This is a genomic window from Gimesia algae, from assembly GCF_007746795.1.
Taxonomy (GTDB): Bacteria; Planctomycetota; Planctomycetia; order Planctomycetales; family Planctomycetaceae; genus Gimesia; species Gimesia algae.
In genome coordinates, this window is record NZ_CP036343.1 from 1627045 (window position 1) to 1646648 (window position 19604).

The following is a 19604-nucleotide window of genomic DNA, read 5'->3' on the forward strand; positions in this document are numbered from 1 at the left end:
ATTTAACATTAGCACCTCTCAATCTAATATACTCGGGCCAAACAGCCCTGGAGACGCTACAGTAAAACTGGACATAGTCTATGACAGTCACGGATTGTGGTTTGATTTCCGGTTAGTCAACCGAAAAACCGAGCTCGTCCATGGGATTCATCTCCCTCATTGGTCCAAAACACCTCTCTCAATGATTCCAACAACGTGAGAATCAACGAGATCAACTCACTGGATCAGCGGTCATGTTTCACAGACAGCCTCTGGGACATTCATTTTGATTACCTCCCGGGGACGAACCACACACGGGTAGAAATAGATAAAGAAGAGGGCCGTGTAATAGGCCAGATGAATTTCAGAACGACCCGCAGGTTGTGAATTCTTTCTGACCACACACGTACCGGCAAATCGATCCGTCAACGACTGATGATCCTGATCTACGCTAATCCACAGCATGTCAAATAATATATTAAATGGCGAGTATAAATTGAGCAACAATCGGTACGTCATGCGAAACACCGAAGGTCGGGTCCCCTGGAGAGTGACAATGCGGGCGCCGGTAACCCAGTAGCCGACAGTCCGCACACGTGAGGAACGCAAAACAGTCAGATAGGCCCAGGCACAGAACTGCCAGACAAAATCAGAGGTCATATCTTGATCGTCCGTCAGATCAACTGACACGAATTTGATCAGTGCCCCGAGCATGCAGACCACTATCAGATCGACGAGCCAAATCACCAGCCGCCGTCGGAACCCGATGTAATCTTCGGGTGAAAAGTAAACACCTTCCCCCAGTGAGCAATCTCGTCGAGCCCCGGCCATCGTCTGCCATCTCCCTGCTTTACGTAGTAGAACCTTGTTTCAAATGATCATCACCCTGCAAAGGTACAGCATACAGTTTTCGCGCCGCGATCGCATCCTGAATTCCGGAAAACAGCACCAGCAGCGCCATCACAGCCATCACCAGCCGCAGCACGTCGGGGACAGCAGCAGGCTCGTACACGATCCGCGTCGGCAGAGTCGGCCACGCAGCCGCTTCCAGACAGACCGCTGTCACCAGCCCACCAAACAGCATCGCAATGATGATATGCAGCACATACTCACCATTGGGCAGACCTCCCAGTAAGCGACGGCTCTCCCGTTCCAGCGCAAAGTCCACGATCGAGATCACCACATCAAATACAAACAGCGCCAGCAGACACCAGAAATAAAAGCCCTGCAGCACCAAATTCGGTATCACCAGAAACAGCGCAGCGTAAGTCGGCCCGCGCAGACTGTGCACCACCAGCTCGGCCCGCGCATCCGGGTGACTCCGGATCCCATGCGAAAAACTGTGGTACAGCGCAATATCCGTCGCGCCCAGACAGCCCAGTCCGAATAAGATGTAAGTCGCCGCTTCCATGAACTTTCACTTTCATTCAGTTTCCGTCACAAATCGGCTTACCACGTCACTATCCACCAGACGCAGTAAGGAACGATGCCGAAAGGCAAACGCCGCGCGTAAATTTCTTACGAGAATGGTTCGCGTCATCAAAGCCCCGCCAAACTGCCACAACAGTTCTACATCCAACACATCCCGCACAATCGTCCCGGCTGACGTTTCTTGAAATTCATGAATGTGTGAGAACCGGGAAAACGGACCATGAATCAGCGTCTCACCAAAGCGGTGCCCCGGCTCATAGAGATCGTGCCGAAAGCCCATCACCACCGGCAGACAACCGGCCACACATTGCTCGACCCAGGTCTCAGCCCCGGGTTGAATATGCCCTGCATGCCGCAACAGTCGAAAGCCAGGCCACTCTGCCAGCAACAGCCCGAGATGAGCCGGATCTTCATGAAACCGAAACAGCGTCTCGCGATCAGCGGGAACAGTCTGTTCAAAACTTAATTTCATAACGAACCACTTTGTAAGCAGAAAACCCGCTTGACCTGATTTTAAGCCAACCCCAAAACCATAGACTCTGCACCATCATAATTTACCAAATCATACGCGTGATAAGACTCGCAGCAAAATTGCGATACAAAATCGTTAAACATCAAGCTGACAATGGCAGGGAGGTCCACACGAGATTTTGCCTCTTCGCTACAGAGTATTCGAGAATTCAGCTGCCACTCCAGAATTAAATTAATGGATTTCAAAGAATATCTGAAAGAAACCACTTTACATATACCCATATGGGTATATTATATTCGACATGCCAAGATCACCCACAACAACAGACGCATTTAATGCGATTGCCGAAAAGCGGCGCCGTGACATCATCCATCAACTGGCGGGAAAAGAGTGTTCCGTCAATGACCTGGTTGAGTCGCTCGGCGTTGCGCAACCACAAATTTCAAAACATCTTCGTGTCTTACGGGAGGTGAAGCTGGTGAGTGTCAGGCGAGAGGGTAAACACCGCTGGTACAGCCTGAATGCGAAGCAGCTCAAGCCCGTTTACGACTGGGTCCAGACATTCGAGCGCTTCTGGGACCACCAGTTAGCAAATATTAAGGTTATTGCTGAAGCGAAAGCAGCAGCACAGAAAAAACCCCATAACCAGAAAGAAGGGTAAACTGACATGGTCACTGCAGCAGACAATTCACTTTCATCACTGCACATTGAACGTAAACTGGAAATTGCCGCGCCGGTTCAACTGGCGTTTGAAGCATTACTCGAACAACTCGGCCCCGGCTCTACATTGCCAGATGGGGCTGCCATGCCGATGAAGCTTGAGGCCCGGCCCGGCGGACGCTGGTTTCGGGATCTGGGTGACAATGCAGGCCATCTCTGGGGACACGTCCAAGTCATAAAGCCCCCCGTTTTAATCGAAATCATGGGGCCACTTTTCATGTCGTATCCGGTGATGTCTCATGTGCAATATCGGCTCAGTGAAAACGATAGCTCGACCACCATGCAATTTCTGCATCGCGCGACCGGCAATATCGATCCGTCACATGCCGAAGGCGTTGTACCTGGTTGGGAATACATACTGAAACAGATCAAACAGCGTGCCGAACAAGACACATAAACAAATCACATAATTTTCTTTTTCAAACCCCCTTTTAAACCAGTTCAGGAGACCTGTTCATGTCGACGCAACAACAAGCACTCTCAATGACCGATCTTGCTATCGAACAATTGCACCGCTCTCGGAATTTTTTGACAGCATTACTGGATACTTTAGCCGACGATCAGTTGCACGTGCGTGTGGGAGAAGGAAATCATGCGTTGTGGATCATGGGTCATCTGGCGTTCGCCGATGATTTATTCATCTCCGCGTTTCTGAATGAACCCAGCTGCCTCACTCCAGAACACGAGGAACTTTTTACCAGCGGCACCACTCCCAGCGACGATCCTGCCGACTACCCCGATCGGGAAGAACTACAAAAGCGAATGACAACCGCCCGTAATCGCTTCATCGACTGGGCCCAGACGCTGGAAGGAGAGACCCTCTGGGAAGCTTCTCCCGAAGCAGTCGCACCAATTGCTTCAAACGCAATTACCGCAGTGCATACTCTGTCGCAACACGATTTCTTCCACGCTGGACAAATTGCAACAATTCGCACCTCACTGGGCATGAAACCAGTCTTCGGATGAACCCCTGATTTATTAAACCAATTCACTGCGGTGAGCAGGTTTCGCTATAACTCACCGCAGTGATGTCTCATTATTTTTTGATCAGCTTTCTTTCCGACTCAAAGAATATATCTGTAGCGTCTTACAGTCTTAACCGACACGGCACTTCAAAAACAGAAACCCGGGCGCGGTTGACAACTTCCGATAACTTTCCGGGTCACTCTGCTGCATCAGTTCGTCAGGTTTGCCTTCACTCAATTCCACCACACACAAGCCTGCGTCCGTCAGACTCTGCATTAACGCCGAAAGGGGCCGACGATAATATTCCACTCGCACGGGCCGCCCCAGTGTACCCCACTCGTCGACGATTTTCTCCGTCAGAAAATAATTGCCGCTCGGCGAGAACTGGTAATCCACAAACGGATGATGCGTTGAAAACACAAACAGCCCCGCTGGCTTTAAAATGCGTTTCACATCGCGGAATAAAACAGTCGGATCTTCCAGGTAATGAATCATCAAAGGAGAAACAGCCAGATCAAACGACTGATCTGCTTCGTCAGGCACGCCCTGCGCAAGATCCTGCACATAAGCATTGATGTTTTTGCCTGGCTCCTGCTGTACCAATGCGATCATTTCAGCCGAACTGTCAACGGCGGTGACCGTCGCGCCCTGTGACAGCAGGTAAGCGGCGTATTCACCAGGTCCACAGCCCAGATCAATCACCCGTTTCCCCGGCAGTTCCGGCAGCAGCGTACAGAGAGAAGGGCGTTCGTAGTGCGCGTTATAGCTGTTGTCTCTGATCGCTGCCGCGTATTCAGCAGCGTGTTCGGAATACATGGGGTTCAACATTGACAGGAAGCCTTGAAAGAAGATCAGTCTGATGACTTCAACAATTCGCTTCCATTTTATAACACGACTCCGCTCCCTCAACAACAAATGAGAGAACGGAGTCGTTTTCAGATCCCAATCTGATTCCCTGGGTCTGTATTAATACCCCGCAGTGGCATCCTCATACAGTTCCTTCGCGATTTCCCGTAGCGTATTATCTGCCTTGGGATTACTGATGTTCGTCATGATGACAATCGCGATGTCTTTCTTTTTATCAATCCAGACCTGTGCCAGATTCTTACCGTTCGAGCCGCCATGATAGAGCAGGGGATACGGTGCCCAGTCGACACTCACCCAGCCCCAGCCATGCGCGTATTTTCCATCGGGGGGTGTCCCCGGACGGTTCTCACCTTTGATCGTAAATACCGGGGTATGAATTTTCTCAACCATCTGTGGTGAAACAATATTGCAGGGTGCCCGCATGCCGTTGCCGGCGTTCCAACTGGCCCAGGTCGCAAAATCCAGGATCGACAGGTGTAAAGTTCCCGCAGGTCCCAGAATCAGCGAGTTATCTGCCTGCGGTCCCGCCATATACGATTTGACCTTACCATCCTTCTGCTTCACATGCCCCAGCGGTGCATCGATTTTCCCTAACGTAGACTGTGTTCCCAGACCAGCGGTCGTCAATCCAAACGGTTCAAAGATTCGTTCCACAATCAGCTCATCCCAGGATTTTCCGCTGACGCGTTCAATCATCGCACCGGCAATGGTATAACCCCGGTTGTTGTAAGCCCACGCTTTGGATGGTTCAGCCACCAGGGGCAGCTTGACCGATTCCTTCACGATCCAGTATCGCAGCTCGTCCAGATTTTCTTCAACATCAACCGAGTTCTTCAGCAGGTCCATTAAATTCTCATCATCGGCCCGCATCCCGCTTGTATGTGATAGCAACTGCTCCAGCGTCACTTTCCCAACGCCAGGTGCCATGGATTCTTTCAATTCCGGAAAGACGTCAGCCAGCGTCGAATCCCATTTCAACTTACCTTCTTCAATCATCATCCCTGCGATGGTCGCGGTCATCGCTTTACCATCGGAACCCAGATGAAACTTGTCATGAATTGTAACCGGGATATCCGCTCCCATTTTCCGTGTCCCAACCGCACCATATTCGGTCAGCACACCTTGTACTACAACGGCAGCAGCAACCGCTGGCAGCTCTCCGGATTTCAGATACGGTTCCAGTTTGTGATTAATGGTCTGTCCCTGCACCACACCAGGCGGCAGCATCAGACTCATCCCCAGAATCAGCATACAAGCCCACGGCCGCATAATACGCATAAGCTACTCTCCTATGATCGGTAGACGAAATTCCCGGATGGTCTCCTGTCAACCATCCGATTTATTTATCGTTCATCACAGCTGCTGGCTCCGGGTGCATCTCACAAAAAACTCTCAGATCTAAAAATCCAGGATTGTTAAACCGCACAGGTTGCACGATCAGGCTGACTGGGATTCAGGCACCGATTTCAGATGCAGCCCTTTCGCAGCAATCTGTGCCGTAATCGCGGCGTCGCCACCATTGGCCAGTACAAACAGCAGCACGGCAAAACCATAATCTCCATTCGAAATCACAGCTGCCAGTACAACCAGCAATATCATAAAACCGCACAACTCGGCAAAGGCGATTGGATAATGCTTCATCACAAAGTCTCCCCACGACGGGAAGAAGAAACTGCGTATTGCAATTTCCGATGGTTTCCAGAACGTCGCGCCACAGGCTTCACAATGATAATCATGCCTGGGGACGACTGCATAACAATTGCCGCACAGTTTCTCACGGGACTGAGATACCTCAGGATCAAAGCCTTTCTCTTCAAACTTTTGATACGCATCCAAAAACACCTCTCGCATCATTTTGCGATCGATTTTCGGAAAGCCGGAATAATTCAGGTTCTTACCATCCTTCAGACAGATCTTGGCGTTTCCGAAGATCGTACTTTTCAGATCCTTGATCTGACTGTAATAAATCGACCAGAACGTACGCTTGGGTTTGCCTTTGCCATTCGTACGGATACACAGCAACCTAAAGTTCGTCAGCACGACCGCCGTATGATTAATTGTCTGGGCCCAGAGGGCTCCCATGAAAAACTGCTCAGAGAAGGATGACTGATTCCCTTTAGAGATGAACAGCACTTCTTCTTTTTCCAGCAGCATCTCTTCCAGCAATGGTTCCAGGCGTTTCACCAGTTGAAATTTTTTCTTGATTCCGCTCTTGGCAAACATCCCCTCCAGCTTGGGGAACATCGTCTCCAGCCGATAATTAATATTGGGGGAAAGCTTCAGATTTAACTGGGTAAGTTTGGTATCAACCGCCTGGCTGTCGACTGTGCTCATGAGAGTTCGTTCCTCAAGGATGAAATGAATCACGGATAGGAACACATCTTAATCAGAACACACGAACAGTTCAAAATGATTTTCATTTATTTACGATGAATTCTTCACAGGGCCCCTCAAGACACCAACTTGAGTTCCTTACAACCGACCGACCCAGGTGGCCACGTCCAGCACTTCACTCAGCATCATCTGCTGCGCACACAGAATCGACCGCTGCAGTTCTTCCGCCGTCACTTCACCCGCCGAATTCGACAGCGCCAGCGTTCCCGTCGCATCACTTAGAAACTCAACCGTAAACCCGCGGTGCACCGCCTGTCGGGCCGTCGTATCACAACACATATGTGTCATATACCCGGCAATCGTCACCGTATCGATGCGCTGCTCCCGCAGCCAGTCTTCCAGTTCCGTACCGGTGAAACTGCCTGGTAGCGTCTTTTCAAGCAGCAGTTCGCGCGGCCGCTTCGCCACTTCATCATGTAATTCCCAGCCCGGCGTCCCTTTCTGAAAGAACGGCTTGTCCGGATCAGTCATATGATGCTGCACCACAACCACGGGAACCTGTTTCGCGGCAGCCGCATCCATCGCCACCAGGATCTGCTCCAGATGACCCGCCGGATAAGTTATCGGCAGCGCCCCCGTGAAATATTCGTTCTGCACATCAATCACCAGTAAAGCGCGACTCATAATTTCTCCTTCAAATAATTCATTCTCGTTTCACTTCACCAACACAAAATCAATGTCTGATGTTCGTGCCATTTCGTGTTTTTCGTGGTAGCAAAAAAACGTCTCTCAGATTTTATTCCAGTTTTTGAATATTGTAGAAGCGGAATACGCGGGGGAGTTCAACCTGTCGTTCCCAGCTTAAGACCAATCAACCCGGCCAGGATCAGTATTACACTGATAACGCGGATCGTATTGACCGGCTCCTGAAACAGCACGACACCCAGGATGACTGTTCCCACCGCGCCCACTCCGACCCAGACAGCATAAGCCGTCCCTAAAGGCAGAGTTTTCATCGCGAGTCCCAGCAATCCCAGGCTGACAATCATCGAACCGATGGTCCAGAGGGAAGGGAGCAGACGCGTAAAACCTTCCGTATATTTCAAGCCCACGGCCCAGGCCACTTCAAATAAACCTGCCAGAATGAGAATCAGCCACGACATCGTATAGTCCTTCACACTGGTGGGGCCGTCCCCTTTGAACCAGGAGCGGTGAGGTCGTCCTCACTTCCAGACAGATTGATACTGCCATCTTAGGCAACAGCAGCGTTTCTGCAAAGTCTCACTGACCAGGCGACGTCTGCAGACCACAATCACACTGGCGTGCAACTCGTGACTTTGGCGGTAGCAAAACAATCCGCATCACTCATCCAGGTCAGCCAGGTTCTGTGGCTGAGGCTGATTCCCAGCACGAATCTCCGCAATCCGCTGTTGCAGATTTACATTGATCGGATCATCGGGCGCGCCCGCCAGCGCTATCTCAATCGTATCCGCTGCTTCTTCCAGTTCCCCACCAATCATCAACGCCAGCGCCAGATTTGCTACCAGCCCCATATCTTCTGGTTTGAGTTTTCTCGCGTGTCGGGCCGCTTCAATCGCCTGCTTCGTTCTACCCAGCTTGAGACACTCAAACATATATTCGCGTGCTGCGTCCGGGTTGTTTTGAATCAATTGATACGCTTTGCGAAATGCATCACAGGCGGCTTCCGTATCTTCCAGAACCTGCTCTGCTTTGCCGATAATCCACCACGCCGCTCCATTACCCGGATCGATTTCCAGCGCCTGACGAAACAATTCCTTCCCCTGCGCCAGATCATCGCGGGCTGCTTCTGTATCCGCCGGTTCATGTTCGCGACCTACGATAAATATATAAGGGTTGATCAGTTCCAGTCCCTCCTGGTACAGGCGATCGTGTTCCTGCGAAGCAGCGTTGGATCCGAATTCGGTCATATCAATAACCACTTTCATATCACATCCCGAAAGTGTCATCACCGGGTCGTCGCTGGTGTCATCTTTATTAAGTTTCCGCAAGACAGCGCCGCCACCTTCGATCGAGACAACTTTTCCACCTCGATTGATCAGACCATTGACCTCATCCATCCCCGTCGACAGCAGTCCCTCAGCAGGATCAACCCGCACTCCCACACGAAACTCCCACTCTTTCTGCTTCGGCTCTCCCTGACTCCCTGCCTCTTCTGACATACCCCTAATCTCCCTCATCTGAGTTAAGAACTACAACCGTTTGTTCGACTCTTTTCCCACTTTCCTAGTAGCAACTCTCAACTACCTGCTGACAGCGTCTTCTGCTCTGCATACCAGCCTGCAGTCGCCTGGACCGCATGCTTGACTACCGCAACCACTTCAGCGGGAGGCCCCTTGGATTCCGTGCCGTACTCCCACTGGCTCAGCGACTCTTCGCCGGCAGTTGTCTGAAAACCCACCAGCAGTTTGCAAGGCTTGCCCGCTGCATCCGGATCGCCAAATCCGCCAATCCAGGCGTCAATCACCGGACTGCAGATACTACGTACTGCCTGAAACGCAGCGGTATCACTCTTGCCGATATACAGATCCTGTTCCTCGTTCTCTTCCGCCCCTGTTCCCATCCGATTGATCGTGCCATCATCAATCAGCAAAATAAATAACACCTGATCGCCATCGCATTCCAGCACCACCATAATCCGTGCCACACTGTCGGCACTATTGATTTTGGTGGCGGCTGGTTTGGATTTAAACCTGTCAAAGAAGCCCATTCATACCTCGAATCTCTCATCGTTTACTTGAGCACTAAAAATATTTTGTGAATGCTCTCAATATCGGTTTTTCCTCACTGCGGTCAAGTACAGACAAGCGAATCTGTTTGAATCGACCGAAATAAGGACCACCTGATTGCAGGAATTCAGAGAATAACCGTGCAACCAGATCAGGAGAATTTCGAAACACACCACAGCCCCAGGCACCCAGCACCAGTGTCTGACAACCCTGAGCAGCGAATAAAGCGAGCATTTTAGCCATGCGTGCCATGAAAACTTGCGGAATCTCGCTCACATGTACTGGTTCATTCTTCTGAATCGCCCCCGCGTTGGGAGCCGCACTCGTCAGGAAGTCCACCTGGTAACTTGCTTCCAGAAAAGATCCCGCATCATCTCGAAAGACCGGGCAGCCCGGCGAGTAGATCATGCGATCCGAATAAAACGCACTCCGCAGCTTGCGATGTGTCTCATAATACTGGCTGTGAAACAGAATCAACGAAGCATACAGCGCCGAACTTCGCGCCAGACTCTCTTCCTGCGCCTGGCTCCCTCCCAGGAAACCACCTCCCGGATTTTTAGCAGAAGCAAAATTCAACACACCAATCCGACCCTCAGTCGATTCAGACGCCAACTTTCGTGCACCTTCTAACGTGGTCTCATTCGCCAGTGTGAATTCGGTTTCATCAAATGGAGCCGGCGTCTGTAGTATCTCATCTCGCATTTGTTCCAGCGTCTCTGGCTCAAAACAGACCGAACCTGCATTACAGGCTGTCATCTCCGCAGCAATCGCCACCGCATCCCCCAGGGGATTCACATACTGTCCCACTTCCATGACTTCCAGCGTCGTTTTCGCCAGATACGCACGTCCTGTTCGACTATTCATAGTCATAATCCTTTCTCATTTATTTCTTTTGACATATTCTACCTTAGTGTATTTATTACGACAAGCATAATAATTCAGGGTTCGCTCGTTTTTTAGCTTTCGTGTCATTTCGTGTGTTTCGTGGTAGAAAAAAACGAGTGGCTGAACGAAATCAACTTCATGACTTTCAATCTCACCGAAATTCTGGTTAGAATAAAAGCCCACACAATTCACACCCGCATCAGGAACAACATCATGCCACGACTGACAGCCCCGTGTCTCTTCGCTCTGTTCACACTTCTGTTTCTCACAACAGATATTTCCTTCGCCACAGAACCCGTCGACATTGGCTCCCGCCTGGAGCTCATGGTCGACGACACCCTGATTGAATTCCGCAGCCAAAACGCCCGTTTCGAACTGCATCACCCCACACCCCGGGAAATCGTTTTCACTTACGACAAGCCCTGGGAGGGGAGTGGCTGCGGCTACCAGAGTATCTTCAAAGACGGCGACAAATACCGCATGTACTACAAAGCCTGGCATCTCGACGTGCAGGAGAAAAAACTCGGCCCCAACAACAGCAACTTCACCTGCTACGCCGAGAGCGACGACGGCATCCACTGGAAACGCCCCGACCTGGGACTCTTTTCCTTTCCCCCAAAATCCGGGGATAAAAAGAATAATATCGTCATCGGCAAAGCGTATCGCGACTGGATGAAGTCCGCCAAACCCGATCCCGTGCATCCCGCCGTCTTCAAAGACGAAAACCCCGCCTGTCCCGCAGACGCCAAGTATAAGGCGATTCTCCGCTCCCGTGGTCCACACGGCTTACTCGTACTCAAATCCCCCGATGGCATTCACTGGTCACTGCTCTCAGAAAAACCGGTCATCACCGATGGTGCCTTCGATTCGGAAAATCTCGCCTTCTGGGATCCTGCCAGCAAACAATACCGCGCCTACTGGCGTTACTTCACCAAAGGCACAACCAATGAAAAAAACTGGAAACCGTCGGGACTGCGTGATATTCGCACCGCGACCTCACCAGACCTGCTGCACTGGAGCAAACCCCAGGACCTGAAGTACGGCGACGCACCGCCCGAACAGCTCTATACCAACCAGATCAAACCCTACTACCGTGCCCCGCACATCCTGGTCGGCTTTCCCACGCGTTACATCGAACGCGGCTGGTCCAAATCGATGGAAGCACTCCCCGAGTTTAAACATCGCAAAATGCGTTCTTCCATCTCCGACCGTTACGGCATGGCGATTACAGAAGGTCTCTTCATGACCAGTCGCGACGGCGTGAATTTCAAACGCTGGCCCGAAGCCTTCCTGCGTCCCGGCATCGAACGCCAGGGAACCTGGGCCTACGGACATCAATACATCGGCTGGCAGATGGTCGAAACCAAGTCCGATGTGGAAGGGGCCCCCAACGAAATTTCCCTCTACGCCACCGAAGGTTACTGGACCGGCAACAGCAATCAGCTCAGGCGTTACACGATGCGCATCGACGGCTTCGTCTCCATCAACGCACCACTCAAGGGAGCTGAGATCACGACGAAACCGATCACCTTCACAGGCAAAGAACTCAAGCTCAACTTCTCCACCTCTGCCGCCGGCGGCATCACCGTCGAACTGCAGACCCCCGACGGCAAACCGATCGCAGGTTTCACAGAGTCCGACTGCAGCGAACTCTTCGGCGACACCATCGCCCGCGCAGTGAGCTGGAAAAACGGTACCGATGTAAGTAGCCTCGCCGGCAAACCAGTCAAACTAAAAATCAAACTCAAAGACGCGGATCTGTATTCGTTCAAGTTTGAATAGCCGACTATTGAGATGAGAGCAGGGTAGCCCCGAATGCAATTCGGGGTTGCCACAGGCAACTGAAAATGACAGTGAAATCTGCCATAAAAGAGCAACGAATCAAGGCCCAGACTAAACGCTTCCGTTAAAGTATCCTTTTTGTGTTTTTCGGTCCTTTCGTGGTAGTAATTAAATTCGTAGTGCCCATGATCACTTAAAGCAGCTCATCCGAAACAGTGCGTTTAATCAACGCATTTGAGGGAACAGCGTTCCGATCGAGCATCTTCCGCGCCGCCTCAGCACCTGACACTGGAAGATTTTTCGGGTCGATTAATCCTGCCTGGGCTAATACGGAAGCCTGATCCCAGTGAATGTGCTCCTCACTCATCTTGCCTTCCTCGAATGAAACAATCACTACCACAACAAATTCTAACCGGCGTCCTGTCGCCGGTACCCCCGGAAGTAACCAGTACATTTCGACAGAATGCGTGCAGCGAATCACAAATTCATCGACGATGCGATCCAGTCCCACGGTTCGTGAGATCATCTCCGTTTCCAGATCGGACGGCATATTTGGTATGAAATACTTTTCATAAAAGTGGTTCAGGTGTGAACGCCCTATGCCTCCCGTCAGGGTAGGCACATGATTCACATAAGGAGTGTCTGTCATCGTACCACAAGATGCCTCAGCATCCTTTGTCTCAAATTCTGCCTCCAGATGCGCTTCCCATAATTTTACCATCGCCCGCTGCTCTGGTGTCAAACTCTCTGAATCGAATTCGTACATTTGAAAATCTCCCTGCTGTCAATCCTGTGAAGTATTGCCAGATATTTCAACATGATACTGCGGTGCCATTTTTTCAGGATATCGCTTCATTACCAGTTCCAAAGCCCACAGGCCCTCCAGCCCGCCGATAATCATACCGATCCCCATCAGCAACTGCAGCCAGCCCCCCAGAATCGCTGTCACCAGCGCGCCCGCTCCCTGGGCCATCACAAAATACATCAGGAAGTGAGCAATGCAGAGGGGATTCTTCAGTCGAAATGGATTACAGGAATGCGTGGGTCTGGTCCAGACAGGATCGGAATAGGGATTGATTGTCTGAAAACCGACGACAGCCACGACCATGATCGGCCAGAACAAAAACGAGACCAGCAACGCGAAATAGAAAAAGTAAACATCAAGCACGGGACCACCATTCATCGGCCCTGACTGATAATTCAGAAAAGACAGGCTGCCTGCAAACGCTGCCAGAATCAGAATAACCGAGCGAAACCGCGTCCAGTCACCTTCATACCAACCGCTTCCTAACGGCTCACTATGACGCACCTCAATCTTCCGCCCGTCTGGATCTTCCACCACAAACACCGGCTCCTGTTCGATTTCATACTGTGAGATGATCGCAATTCCGGCGTCTTCCAGGCTCTCTCGCAGATCCGTATCCAGGTTGACCGCAAAACCCAGTCGACATCGATCAACGGGCTCACCCTCTTTCAGCGGATAGAGTTCGAAAACCATCCCCTCAAACACAGCCGCGTAATGCACAGGCCCGGAACCATGCTGCTCCCGCTCAAACACAATTCCAAAGTGCTCATAAAACACCCGGCTGGCTTCAATATCCCGACAACGCAGCACCAGCAGATTGAGTTTTAAGTCCATAATTGATAACTCAGAATTCTAGTTTTTCACTAAAAACATTACCGTGTGGCACTGTTGGCTTGCCCAACAGTGCTGAGATACAGCATCCCAACCAGGAAAGATTCAGTCCTGATAAGTCTCAAAAAAAATCCCAGGGAAGGCCGCTCAGTTCAGGCAAATCTGAATCAACCAACTCTCCTTCGCTTTCATACCAGCGAGCGCTCGACCATTTCCAGTCCCGACTCTGATCGACCAGTTTCTTCCTGACTGGGTTCATATGAATATAGTCTATTGATGCTTCAACTGCTTTCAATGACGAAAGATTCCGATCATATCCGGCCCCTTCCTGCCAGAATCGAAAGACTGTACTTCCAGGTCGATCCCGTATTGTCAGATCATCCAGTAATCGATCTTGCGTTTCCTGCAGGAGCTGCTTGATACGATATGAAAACGGACGCTTAATGGCGAACAGAAACCGATCGACTTGGCACTCCTGCTGTTTCGGATAAACAAGCAGATGCAGATGGTTCGGCATGATTACAAATGCAATCAAACCAAACTCATAACGCGCCAATGCCCGGTTAATTGACTCACACAACAACAAGTTCCAGTCAGCATTGGTTAAGAGAAATTTGTTCTGAAAACAGGAAAACGTCAGCTCATGACAATCACCCAATTCGTGATAATGCCTGATCCGTTTTCGGTTTCTGGTCATAAATCATTGTCACCTGATTTACTAATTGCCCCTGAAAATCACTTCTCCAGTGTTTTTGTGGTGACCAGCATCGACCTCAACGCTATCACTGTTGGCAAGCCAACAGTGCCACCCGACCGAAGTCAGTAACACAAATTTTTTACGTTCAGACACCCGATTACACTCCTTCCAGACCATGTCATGCTCCCCCTTAAATGAAGTCACATAACAGTTTACGTGAGTGTTACCCATGTATCCGAACGTGTGTTACCTATATGCCCGGTCTTTACACAAGCTAACAGCGCCACCCAAAAGTGCACACATGAATTGTAACTACCATGTAATTAGACAGCAAAAGCTGTCATTCCTGTTCGTGTCATTTCGTCTTTTTCGTGGTAGCAAAAAACAAATCTCACCCACGCCGTTTCCACCGCTGCCGCGCCGCGTCCAGCAGCACGGCGACAATAATCACCGCCCCCGTGATCACGCGTTTGATCGACTGGGTGGCACTGTTGGCTTGCCCAACAGTGATCAGAACCAGCGTCCCAACAACACTAACGGTTCGTGTCATTTCGTCTTTTTCGTGGTAGCAAAAAAACAAATCTCACCCACGCCGTTTCCACCGCTGCCGCGCCGCGTCCAGCAGCACGGCGACAATAATCACCGCGCCGGTAATCACCCGTTTGCTTGGATCGGTCGCGCCGATCTGTGCCAGGCCCGTCTGCAGCACTGCGATGATCATCACACCAAAGAACGTATTGATCACCGAACCACGGCCCCCCATCAGGCTCGTCCCGCCAATCACACAAGCCGCGATGGCCGAGAGTTCCAGTCCCACCGCCGCATTCGGATCGGCACTGGAGAGTCGCGAGGTCTGCATCACCCCCGCCAGGCCGCAAAGCAGACCGCTGATCGTAAACACCGCGATCGAGCAGGGGGCCGTCCGAATGCCCGACATCCTTACCGCTTCTGCATTCGTGCCGATCGCCACACAATAGCGTCCGAAGACCGTCCGTGTCAGCAGGTACTGTCCCGCCGCCACTATCACCAGCGCCAGCAGAAACGCGGGGGAAAACACAAAGCCTTTCAAAGGCACGCCGATCCATTCAATCGACGAGCCTATATACTTCGTCTGCGAATCCGTAATCAGATACGCGCTGCCTCGCGCCATCTCCAGCATACCCAGCGTCACAATGAACGACGGTATGCCCGCCTTCACACTGATCACCCCATTCAGCATGCCACACAGAGCCCCCACGCCCAGGCAGACAGGAACCGCCGACCAGAGCGGCCAACCCCAGTCGACCATACACACACCCAGCATGGCTGATGACAGCGCAAGCAGCGAACCAACCGACAGATCAATTCCGCCGATAATCAATACCAGCGTCATGCCCACCGAAATCACCAGCAGATCCGGGATATTATTCGCCACCGTCACCAGTGTCTGCTTTGACAGAAAGTTCTGGCTCATCAGGCTGAAGATCAGCACCAGCAGCGCCAGCACGCCCAGCAGACCCGCATATTGAAACACGGAATACGTCACACCACTCACCAGCGAACGTGAAGGTGAAGAATCATTATCGGATACAGGGGCAGGGGAGTCGCTCATTGATTTCATCCTGAAACAGTCTCTTTCACTTGTGATGAGTATCCGGAAAAGCAGTCCTGCATGATCGCTTCATACGACCAGTCCTCGCGCGTGTATTCTGATACCAGACGCCCTGCGGACATCACGCCGATCCGGTCGCAGGTCTCGAACAGTTCTTCCAGATCACTGCTGACAATCACCAGCGCCTTACCATTTACTGCCAGTTGATCAAACAGTTGATGAATATTCCGCCGTGCCGCCACATCAATGCCGCGTGTCGGCTCATCGAACAGAAACACATCCGCATCCTGCAGCAGCCACTTGGCGACCGCCACCTTCTGCTGATTACCACCACTCAAGGTACCTACACTCTGTTCAATGTCTCGCGCATGAATCTGCAGTCGTCGGCGTTCGGCTTCCACCAGCGCGACTTCACGCCTGCGGTCAATTACCCCCGCAGTCCCCGTCAGCAGATCCAGGCTCGCCAGCGTCGTGTTCACACGAATTGACTGTGACAGCAGCAGGCCGTTCTGCTTGCGGTCTTCCGTCACCATCGCCAGTCCCGCTTGCACTGCTTCCTGCGGATGAGCGAACCGTCGCGACTTCGTTTCTTCCCGTAAAAAAAGTGCGCCGTGTTCCCCGCGGTCGGCTCCGAAGATCAGCCGCAGTAGTTCCGTTCGTCCCGCTCCCACCAGACCTGCGATCCCATACCGCTCGCCCGCCTGCACGGAAAAACTCACAGCCTGAACCGGTCCGCCTGTCACACCTTCCACACGTAACATCGTTGTTTCAGTGGAATGATTCGTATGTTCCTGCAGCGCATGTTGCACCGCCTGCGTTTCGCCCGTCATCAGGTCCACGACCCGCTCGATCGGTTGAAACTCACTGACCGCATGCGTGCCCACATATTTCCCATCCCGCAGCACGGTCAACCGGTCGGCAATCCGGGCAATCTCATCCAGGCGATGGCTGATATAAATAATGCCCACGCCACGCGTACGCAATACATCCAGTCGCGCAAACAGTCGTTCCGTTTCCCCCGCACTGAGCGCCGCCGTCGGTTCGTCCAGAATCAGCAGCTCACACTTCCGATCCAGCGCCGCGGCAATCTCCAACATCTGCTGCTGTCCCACTCCCAGGCTCCCGGCACTCTGATCTGTCTTGATCTCCGTCAGGCCAAACCGATCCAACGCAATTCTCGCCTGCTGATGCAGCCGCTTGCGATCAATGACGCCCCACCGCTGCGGATAACGTCCCAGCAGCAGATTCTCCGCCACCGAAAGCGTCGGAATCAGATTCAGTTCCTGCTGCACAATCTGTACGCCTTGAGACTCAGCGAACCGTTTATCGACGGGAGAGTAGGGGACAGCGTTCAACAGCATGCTGCCTGCTGTCGCTGGCGTCAGTCCCGCGATGATTTTACACAGCGTACTTTTCCCGGCTCCGTTGGCACCCAGCAGCGCATGGATCTCGCCCGGGCGCAGTTCCAGCTGCGCTTCATCCAGCACCCGCACGACATAGTCCTTACAGACGCCGCGCGCTTCAAATAACAGCGACCGTGTGTCGCCCGTCATTTGAGAACCTCAGCAGTCACCAGATCGACGGGCGTTTCGCGGTCTTCGACCTTAGCGTTGGGATTGGCAATCAGACGCAACGCATGCTCGATACCGAACACCGCCAGTTCGCCACCATGCTGATCCGCGGTCGCCAGTATCTGTCCCTCTTTAATCGCCTGCTGTACTGCCGGAATATTATCGAACCCCACAATCAACACCTCTCCCGCTTTGCCGCTGTTCCTGACCGCCGCCAGTGCGCCCAGCGCCATACTGTCATTCGCCGCCAGAATCGCCTTCGCATTCGGATGTTCGCTGAGCATCGATGATGCCAGCGTGTTTGCCATACTCATTTCCCACTGAGCCGACTGACTGTCGGCAATCTTGATGTCGGCAGCCTTCATCGCTGCTTCAAAACCGAGCCGCCGCTGTGTGCCGTTGAATGAAGTGCGAATCCCTTCGAGCACAATCACTTCATCACCGGTTTTCAGTTGGGAAGCCAGATAATCGCCGACTTTTTTTGCCCCCGCCTGGTTATCGGGCCCCACAAAGGGAATCGATATTTTTTCCGCCTGCAATATTTCTGCATCCAGTTTGTTATCAATATTGATGACCACCACACCCGCTTCCCGTGCCCGCCGCAGCGCAGGCACCAGCGCTTTCGAATCTGCGGGTGCAATCACGATCGCATCCACGCCACTGGAAACCATCTCCTCAACCAGCGCCACCTGTCGACTCAAATCGCGTTCATCCTTGATCCCGTTGACAACCAAATCGTATTCATCGCTGCGAGCCTGCTGATGCGTTTCAGCTCCCTTCGCCATCGACGAGAAAAAATCGTTCGCCAACGATTTCATGATGAGCGCAATCTTCGGCTTCTTGTTTTCTGCGTTCTGTTCGGCTGACTGCTCTGATGATCCTGGTTGAGACGTGCAGCCTGCGAACAACCCGCATAGCAACAGACCGGGAATCAAATATTTTCGTAGTTCATTCATGGAAGCGCTCCTGTACTTGTTTTGTAATCAATGTTTCAATCAGTTCGCGGTTTGGCATCGCTGTCTGGGCTCCTGCTCCCGACGCGGCAATCGCACCTGCTGCCGAAGCGAAGAGAGCAGCCTCCCGCAGTGTCGCCCGTTCGGCCAGTTTCACAGCCAGTCCCGCAGCAAAGGCATCACCGGCTGCCGTCGAATCGATGACCTGAATTGCAAACGGCGGAATGATCTCGACCGCCTCTCCGTCAAACAGGACCGATCCCTGAGCCGCCATCGTCACAAGAATCTGCCGCGGCCCCTGTTCAGCCAGCGCGGGGATAGACGCGACAACATCTTCGAGTGAAGTCAAAGGCTTTTCCAAAAGTGCAGCCGCCTCACTCTGATTGGGGCAGATCAGATCCACATGAAGCAGTTCCGGGGGGAAACTTGCCGGAGCAGGGGCCGGGTCCAGAATGACCGGCACTCCCGCTTCCCGCGCGATCTTTGCCGCTGCAATGACCGTTTCTACTGGGACTTCCAACTGCATCAGTAAAACATCGCTGGCGCAGATCACCTGCCGGGCCTGTTCCAGTTCCGCCGGTCCAACCAGACCATTCGCTCCGGGGACGACCAGAATTGCGTTCTCGCCACTCGTTTCCACCATCACGACAGCGACGCCGCTGGTGGTGTTCGTTTTGCGTGTGACGTGCCTGGTATCGATGCCTTCCACTTCGAGATTCTGTACCAGTTCCTCGGCGAAACTGTCATCCCCCACGCAGCCGATCATCGTTACTTCCGCGCCCATCCGGGCTGCCGCCACTGCCTGATTGGCGCCTTTGCCTCCCGGGTTCTCAACTTTCGTCTCTGCGATCACCGTCTCACCCGGCAGAGGCAGCTTCTCCGAGCGGATCATCAGATCCATGTTAATCGAGCCCAGGACGGCGATTTTAGCGCGTCGTTTCTCCTCCATCAG

General features: G+C 52.3%; 24 protein-coding genes. 5 read left to right on the top strand and 19 right to left on the bottom strand.

The features are described 5' to 3' along the window. Positions 1–231: 231 nt before the first annotated feature. Genes Pan161_RS06095 through Pan161_RS06105 form a run of 3 tightly spaced genes read right to left on the bottom strand, consistent with a single transcriptional unit; the run spans position 232 to position 1882 of the window. Complete coding sequence (locus Pan161_RS06095) at positions 232–810, bottom strand: RDD family protein (RefSeq protein WP_145225034.1); 579 nt, start codon at positions 808–810, stop codon at positions 232–234. Positions 811–829: 19 nt separating this feature from the next. Next, positions 830–1390, bottom strand: coding sequence for a hypothetical protein (locus Pan161_RS06100; protein WP_145225036.1), 561 nt, complete (start codon positions 1388–1390; stop codon positions 830–832). Positions 1391–1402: 12 nt separating this feature from the next. Continuing rightward, complete coding sequence (locus tag Pan161_RS06105) at positions 1403–1882, bottom strand: SRPBCC family protein (protein ID WP_145225038.1); 480 nt, start codon at positions 1880–1882, stop codon at positions 1403–1405. Positions 1883–2183: 301 nt separating this feature from the next. Between Pan161_RS06105 and Pan161_RS06110 the strand changes: the two genes are divergently transcribed. From Pan161_RS06110 to Pan161_RS06120, 3 genes are read left to right on the top strand one after another with little or no spacing between them, the layout of a single operon-like run. Next, complete coding sequence (locus Pan161_RS06110; RefSeq protein WP_232103639.1) at positions 2184–2543, top strand: ArsR/SmtB family transcription factor; 360 nt, start codon at positions 2184–2186, stop codon at positions 2541–2543. Between the two features lie 6 nt (positions 2544–2549). Further along, complete coding sequence (locus tag Pan161_RS06115; RefSeq protein ID WP_145225042.1) at positions 2550–2999, top strand: SRPBCC family protein; 450 nt, start codon at positions 2550–2552, stop codon at positions 2997–2999. 59 nt (positions 3000–3058) lie between these two features. Further along, the gene (locus tag Pan161_RS06120) at positions 3059–3568 is read left to right on the top strand and encodes a DinB family protein (RefSeq protein ID WP_145225044.1); all 510 of its coding nucleotides are present in this window, start codon (positions 3059–3061) and stop codon (positions 3566–3568) included. A gap of 129 nt (positions 3569–3697) precedes the next feature. On the opposite strand, the gene Pan161_RS06125 is transcribed toward Pan161_RS06120, so the two are convergent. The 8 genes from Pan161_RS06125 to Pan161_RS06160 form a co-directional block, all read right to left on the bottom strand. After that, positions 3698–4396: a class I SAM-dependent methyltransferase gene (locus Pan161_RS06125; RefSeq protein WP_145225046.1), complete on the bottom strand. Its 699-nt coding sequence runs from the start codon at positions 4394–4396 to the stop codon at positions 3698–3700. A gap of 138 nt (positions 4397–4534) precedes the next feature. Continuing rightward, the gene (locus Pan161_RS06130) at positions 4535–5713 is read right to left on the bottom strand and encodes a serine hydrolase domain-containing protein (RefSeq protein ID WP_232103640.1); all 1179 of its coding nucleotides are present in this window, start codon (positions 5711–5713) and stop codon (positions 4535–4537) included. 159 nt (positions 5714–5872) lie between these two features. Beyond that, a complete protein-coding gene (locus Pan161_RS06135) occupies positions 5873–6769 on the bottom strand; it encodes a PH domain-containing protein (protein WP_145225048.1) in 897 nt (298 codons plus the stop codon). A gap of 138 nt (positions 6770–6907) precedes the next feature. Then, complete coding sequence (locus Pan161_RS06140; RefSeq protein ID WP_145225050.1) at positions 6908–7453, bottom strand: cysteine hydrolase family protein; 546 nt, start codon at positions 7451–7453, stop codon at positions 6908–6910. A gap of 158 nt (positions 7454–7611) precedes the next feature. Beyond that, positions 7612–7932: a quaternary ammonium compound efflux SMR transporter SugE gene (sugE, locus tag Pan161_RS06145; RefSeq protein ID WP_145225052.1), complete on the bottom strand. Its 321-nt coding sequence runs from the start codon at positions 7930–7932 to the stop codon at positions 7612–7614. Between the two features lie 198 nt (positions 7933–8130). Next, positions 8131–8970: a tetratricopeptide repeat protein gene (locus Pan161_RS06150; RefSeq protein WP_197995720.1), complete on the bottom strand. Its 840-nt coding sequence runs from the start codon at positions 8968–8970 to the stop codon at positions 8131–8133. Between the two features lie 77 nt (positions 8971–9047). Further along, positions 9048–9518, bottom strand: a complete 471-nt coding sequence (locus Pan161_RS06155; protein WP_145225056.1) for a hypothetical protein — start codon at positions 9516–9518, stop codon at positions 9048–9050. Positions 9519–9552: 34 nt separating this feature from the next. Next, complete coding sequence (locus tag Pan161_RS06160; protein WP_145225058.1) at positions 9553–10401, bottom strand: TIGR02452 family protein; 849 nt, start codon at positions 10399–10401, stop codon at positions 9553–9555. A gap of 234 nt (positions 10402–10635) precedes the next feature. On the opposite strand from Pan161_RS06160, the gene Pan161_RS06165 reads away from it, so the two are divergent. Beyond that, the gene (locus Pan161_RS06165) at positions 10636–12204 is read left to right on the top strand and encodes a glycoside hydrolase family protein (RefSeq protein WP_145225060.1); all 1569 of its coding nucleotides are present in this window, start codon (positions 10636–10638) and stop codon (positions 12202–12204) included. Positions 12205–12397: 193 nt separating this feature from the next. Here Pan161_RS06165 and Pan161_RS06170 read toward each other — a convergent pair whose 3' ends face one another. The 3 genes from Pan161_RS06170 to Pan161_RS06180 form a co-directional block, all read right to left on the bottom strand. Then, positions 12398–12970 carry an ester cyclase gene (locus Pan161_RS06170; RefSeq protein ID WP_145225062.1) on the bottom strand — a complete coding sequence of 191 codons (573 nt, stop codon included), beginning with the start codon at positions 12968–12970 and terminating at the stop codon, positions 12398–12400. An 18-nt stretch (positions 12971–12988) separates the two neighbouring features. Continuing rightward, entirely contained in the window at positions 12989–13843 is an 855-nt protein-coding gene (locus tag Pan161_RS06175; protein ID WP_145225064.1) for a VOC family protein, read from the bottom strand. 118 nt (positions 13844–13961) lie between these two features. Continuing rightward, complete coding sequence (locus tag Pan161_RS06180) at positions 13962–14537, bottom strand: REP-associated tyrosine transposase (protein ID WP_145225066.1); 576 nt, start codon at positions 14535–14537, stop codon at positions 13962–13964. On the opposite strand from Pan161_RS06180, the gene Pan161_RS30425 reads away from it, so the two are divergent. Continuing rightward, complete coding sequence (locus Pan161_RS30425) at positions 14484–14666, top strand: hypothetical protein (protein WP_197995937.1); 183 nt, start codon at positions 14484–14486, stop codon at positions 14664–14666. The two genes, Pan161_RS06180 and Pan161_RS30425, sit on opposite strands and share 54 nt — an antisense overlap. Positions 14667–14928: 262 nt before the next feature. On the opposite strand, the gene Pan161_RS30430 is transcribed toward Pan161_RS30425, so the two are convergent. From Pan161_RS30430 to rbsK, 5 genes are read right to left on the bottom strand one after another with little or no spacing between them, the layout of a single operon-like run. Beyond that, on the bottom strand, positions 14929–15087 hold the full coding sequence (locus tag Pan161_RS30430; RefSeq protein ID WP_197995721.1) for a hypothetical protein: 159 nt from the start codon (positions 15085–15087) through the stop codon (positions 14929–14931). 33 nt (positions 15088–15120) lie between these two features. Next, on the bottom strand, positions 15121–16128 hold the full coding sequence (locus Pan161_RS06185) for an ABC transporter permease (protein ID WP_197995722.1): 1008 nt from the start codon (positions 16126–16128) through the stop codon (positions 15121–15123). 5 nt (positions 16129–16133) lie between these two features. Beyond that, positions 16134–17681 carry a sugar ABC transporter ATP-binding protein gene (locus Pan161_RS06190; protein WP_145225068.1) on the bottom strand — a complete coding sequence of 516 codons (1548 nt, stop codon included), beginning with the start codon at positions 17679–17681 and terminating at the stop codon, positions 16134–16136. Then, positions 17678–18655 carry a sugar ABC transporter substrate-binding protein gene (locus Pan161_RS06195; RefSeq protein WP_145225070.1) on the bottom strand — a complete coding sequence of 326 codons (978 nt, stop codon included), beginning with the start codon at positions 18653–18655 and terminating at the stop codon, positions 17678–17680. Before Pan161_RS06195 ends, Pan161_RS06190 begins: the two co-directional genes overlap by 4 nt. Then, complete coding sequence (gene rbsK, locus Pan161_RS06200) at positions 18648–19601, bottom strand: ribokinase (protein WP_145225072.1); 954 nt, start codon at positions 19599–19601, stop codon at positions 18648–18650. Before rbsK ends, Pan161_RS06195 begins: the two co-directional genes overlap by 8 nt. Positions 19602–19604: the final 3 nt, after the last annotated feature.

What these genes read in the sequence shown, in the direction of transcription:
- Pan161_RS06095 (WP_145225034.1), bottom strand. Translation starts at nt 810, where the DNA reads ATGGCCGGGGCTCGACGAGATTGCTCACTGGGGGAAGGTGTTTACTTT.
- Pan161_RS06100 (WP_145225036.1), bottom strand. Translation starts at nt 1,390, where the DNA reads ATGGAAGCGGCGACTTACATCTTATTCGGACTGGGCTGTCTGGGCGCG.
- Pan161_RS06105 (WP_145225038.1), bottom strand. Translation starts at nt 1,882, where the DNA reads ATGAAATTAAGTTTTGAACAGACTGTTCCCGCTGATCGCGAGACGCTG.
- Pan161_RS06110 (WP_232103639.1), top strand. Translation starts at nt 2,184, where the DNA reads ATGCCAAGATCACCCACAACAACAGACGCATTTAATGCGATTGCCGAA.
- Pan161_RS06115 (WP_145225042.1), top strand. Translation starts at nt 2,550, where the DNA reads ATGGTCACTGCAGCAGACAATTCACTTTCATCACTGCACATTGAACGT.
- Pan161_RS06120 (WP_145225044.1), top strand. Translation starts at nt 3,059, where the DNA reads ATGTCGACGCAACAACAAGCACTCTCAATGACCGATCTTGCTATCGAA.
- Pan161_RS06125 (WP_145225046.1), bottom strand. Translation starts at nt 4,396, where the DNA reads ATGTTGAACCCCATGTATTCCGAACACGCTGCTGAATACGCGGCAGCG.
- Pan161_RS06130 (WP_232103640.1), bottom strand. Translation starts at nt 5,713, where the DNA reads ATGCGTATTATGCGGCCGTGGGCTTGTATGCTGATTCTGGGGATGAGT.
- Pan161_RS06135 (WP_145225048.1), bottom strand. Translation starts at nt 6,769, where the DNA reads ATGAGCACAGTCGACAGCCAGGCGGTTGATACCAAACTTACCCAGTTA.
- Pan161_RS06140 (WP_145225050.1), bottom strand. Translation starts at nt 7,453, where the DNA reads ATGAGTCGCGCTTTACTGGTGATTGATGTGCAGAACGAATATTTCACG.
- sugE (WP_145225052.1), bottom strand. Translation starts at nt 7,932, where the DNA reads ATGTCGTGGCTGATTCTCATTCTGGCAGGTTTATTTGAAGTGGCCTGG.
- Pan161_RS06150 (WP_197995720.1), bottom strand. Translation starts at nt 8,970, where the DNA reads ATGTCAGAAGAGGCAGGGAGTCAGGGAGAGCCGAAGCAGAAAGAGTGG.
- Pan161_RS06155 (WP_145225056.1), bottom strand. Translation starts at nt 9,518, where the DNA reads ATGGGCTTCTTTGACAGGTTTAAATCCAAACCAGCCGCCACCAAAATC.
- Pan161_RS06160 (WP_145225058.1), bottom strand. Translation starts at nt 10,401, where the DNA reads ATGAATAGTCGAACAGGACGTGCGTATCTGGCGAAAACGACGCTGGAA.
- Pan161_RS06165 (WP_145225060.1), top strand. Translation starts at nt 10,636, where the DNA reads ATGCCACGACTGACAGCCCCGTGTCTCTTCGCTCTGTTCACACTTCTG.
- Pan161_RS06170 (WP_145225062.1), bottom strand. Translation starts at nt 12,970, where the DNA reads ATGTACGAATTCGATTCAGAGAGTTTGACACCAGAGCAGCGGGCGATG.
- Pan161_RS06175 (WP_145225064.1), bottom strand. Translation starts at nt 13,843, where the DNA reads ATGGACTTAAAACTCAATCTGCTGGTGCTGCGTTGTCGGGATATTGAA.
- Pan161_RS30425 (WP_197995937.1), top strand. Translation starts at nt 14,484, where the DNA reads ATGACAATCACCCAATTCGTGATAATGCCTGATCCGTTTTCGGTTTCT.
- Pan161_RS06180 (WP_145225066.1), bottom strand. Translation starts at nt 14,537, where the DNA reads ATGACCAGAAACCGAAAACGGATCAGGCATTATCACGAATTGGGTGAT.
- Pan161_RS30430 (WP_197995721.1), bottom strand. Translation starts at nt 15,087, where the DNA reads ATGACACGAACCGTTAGTGTTGTTGGGACGCTGGTTCTGATCACTGTT.
- Pan161_RS06185 (WP_197995722.1), bottom strand. Translation starts at nt 16,128, where the DNA reads ATGAGCGACTCCCCTGCCCCTGTATCCGATAATGATTCTTCACCTTCA.
- Pan161_RS06190 (WP_145225068.1), bottom strand. Translation starts at nt 17,681, where the DNA reads ATGACGGGCGACACACGGTCGCTGTTATTTGAAGCGCGCGGCGTCTGT.
- Pan161_RS06195 (WP_145225070.1), bottom strand. Translation starts at nt 18,655, where the DNA reads ATGAATGAACTACGAAAATATTTGATTCCCGGTCTGTTGCTATGCGGG.
- rbsK (WP_145225072.1), bottom strand. Translation starts at nt 19,601, where the DNA reads ATGGAGGAGAAACGACGCGCTAAAATCGCCGTCCTGGGCTCGATTAAC.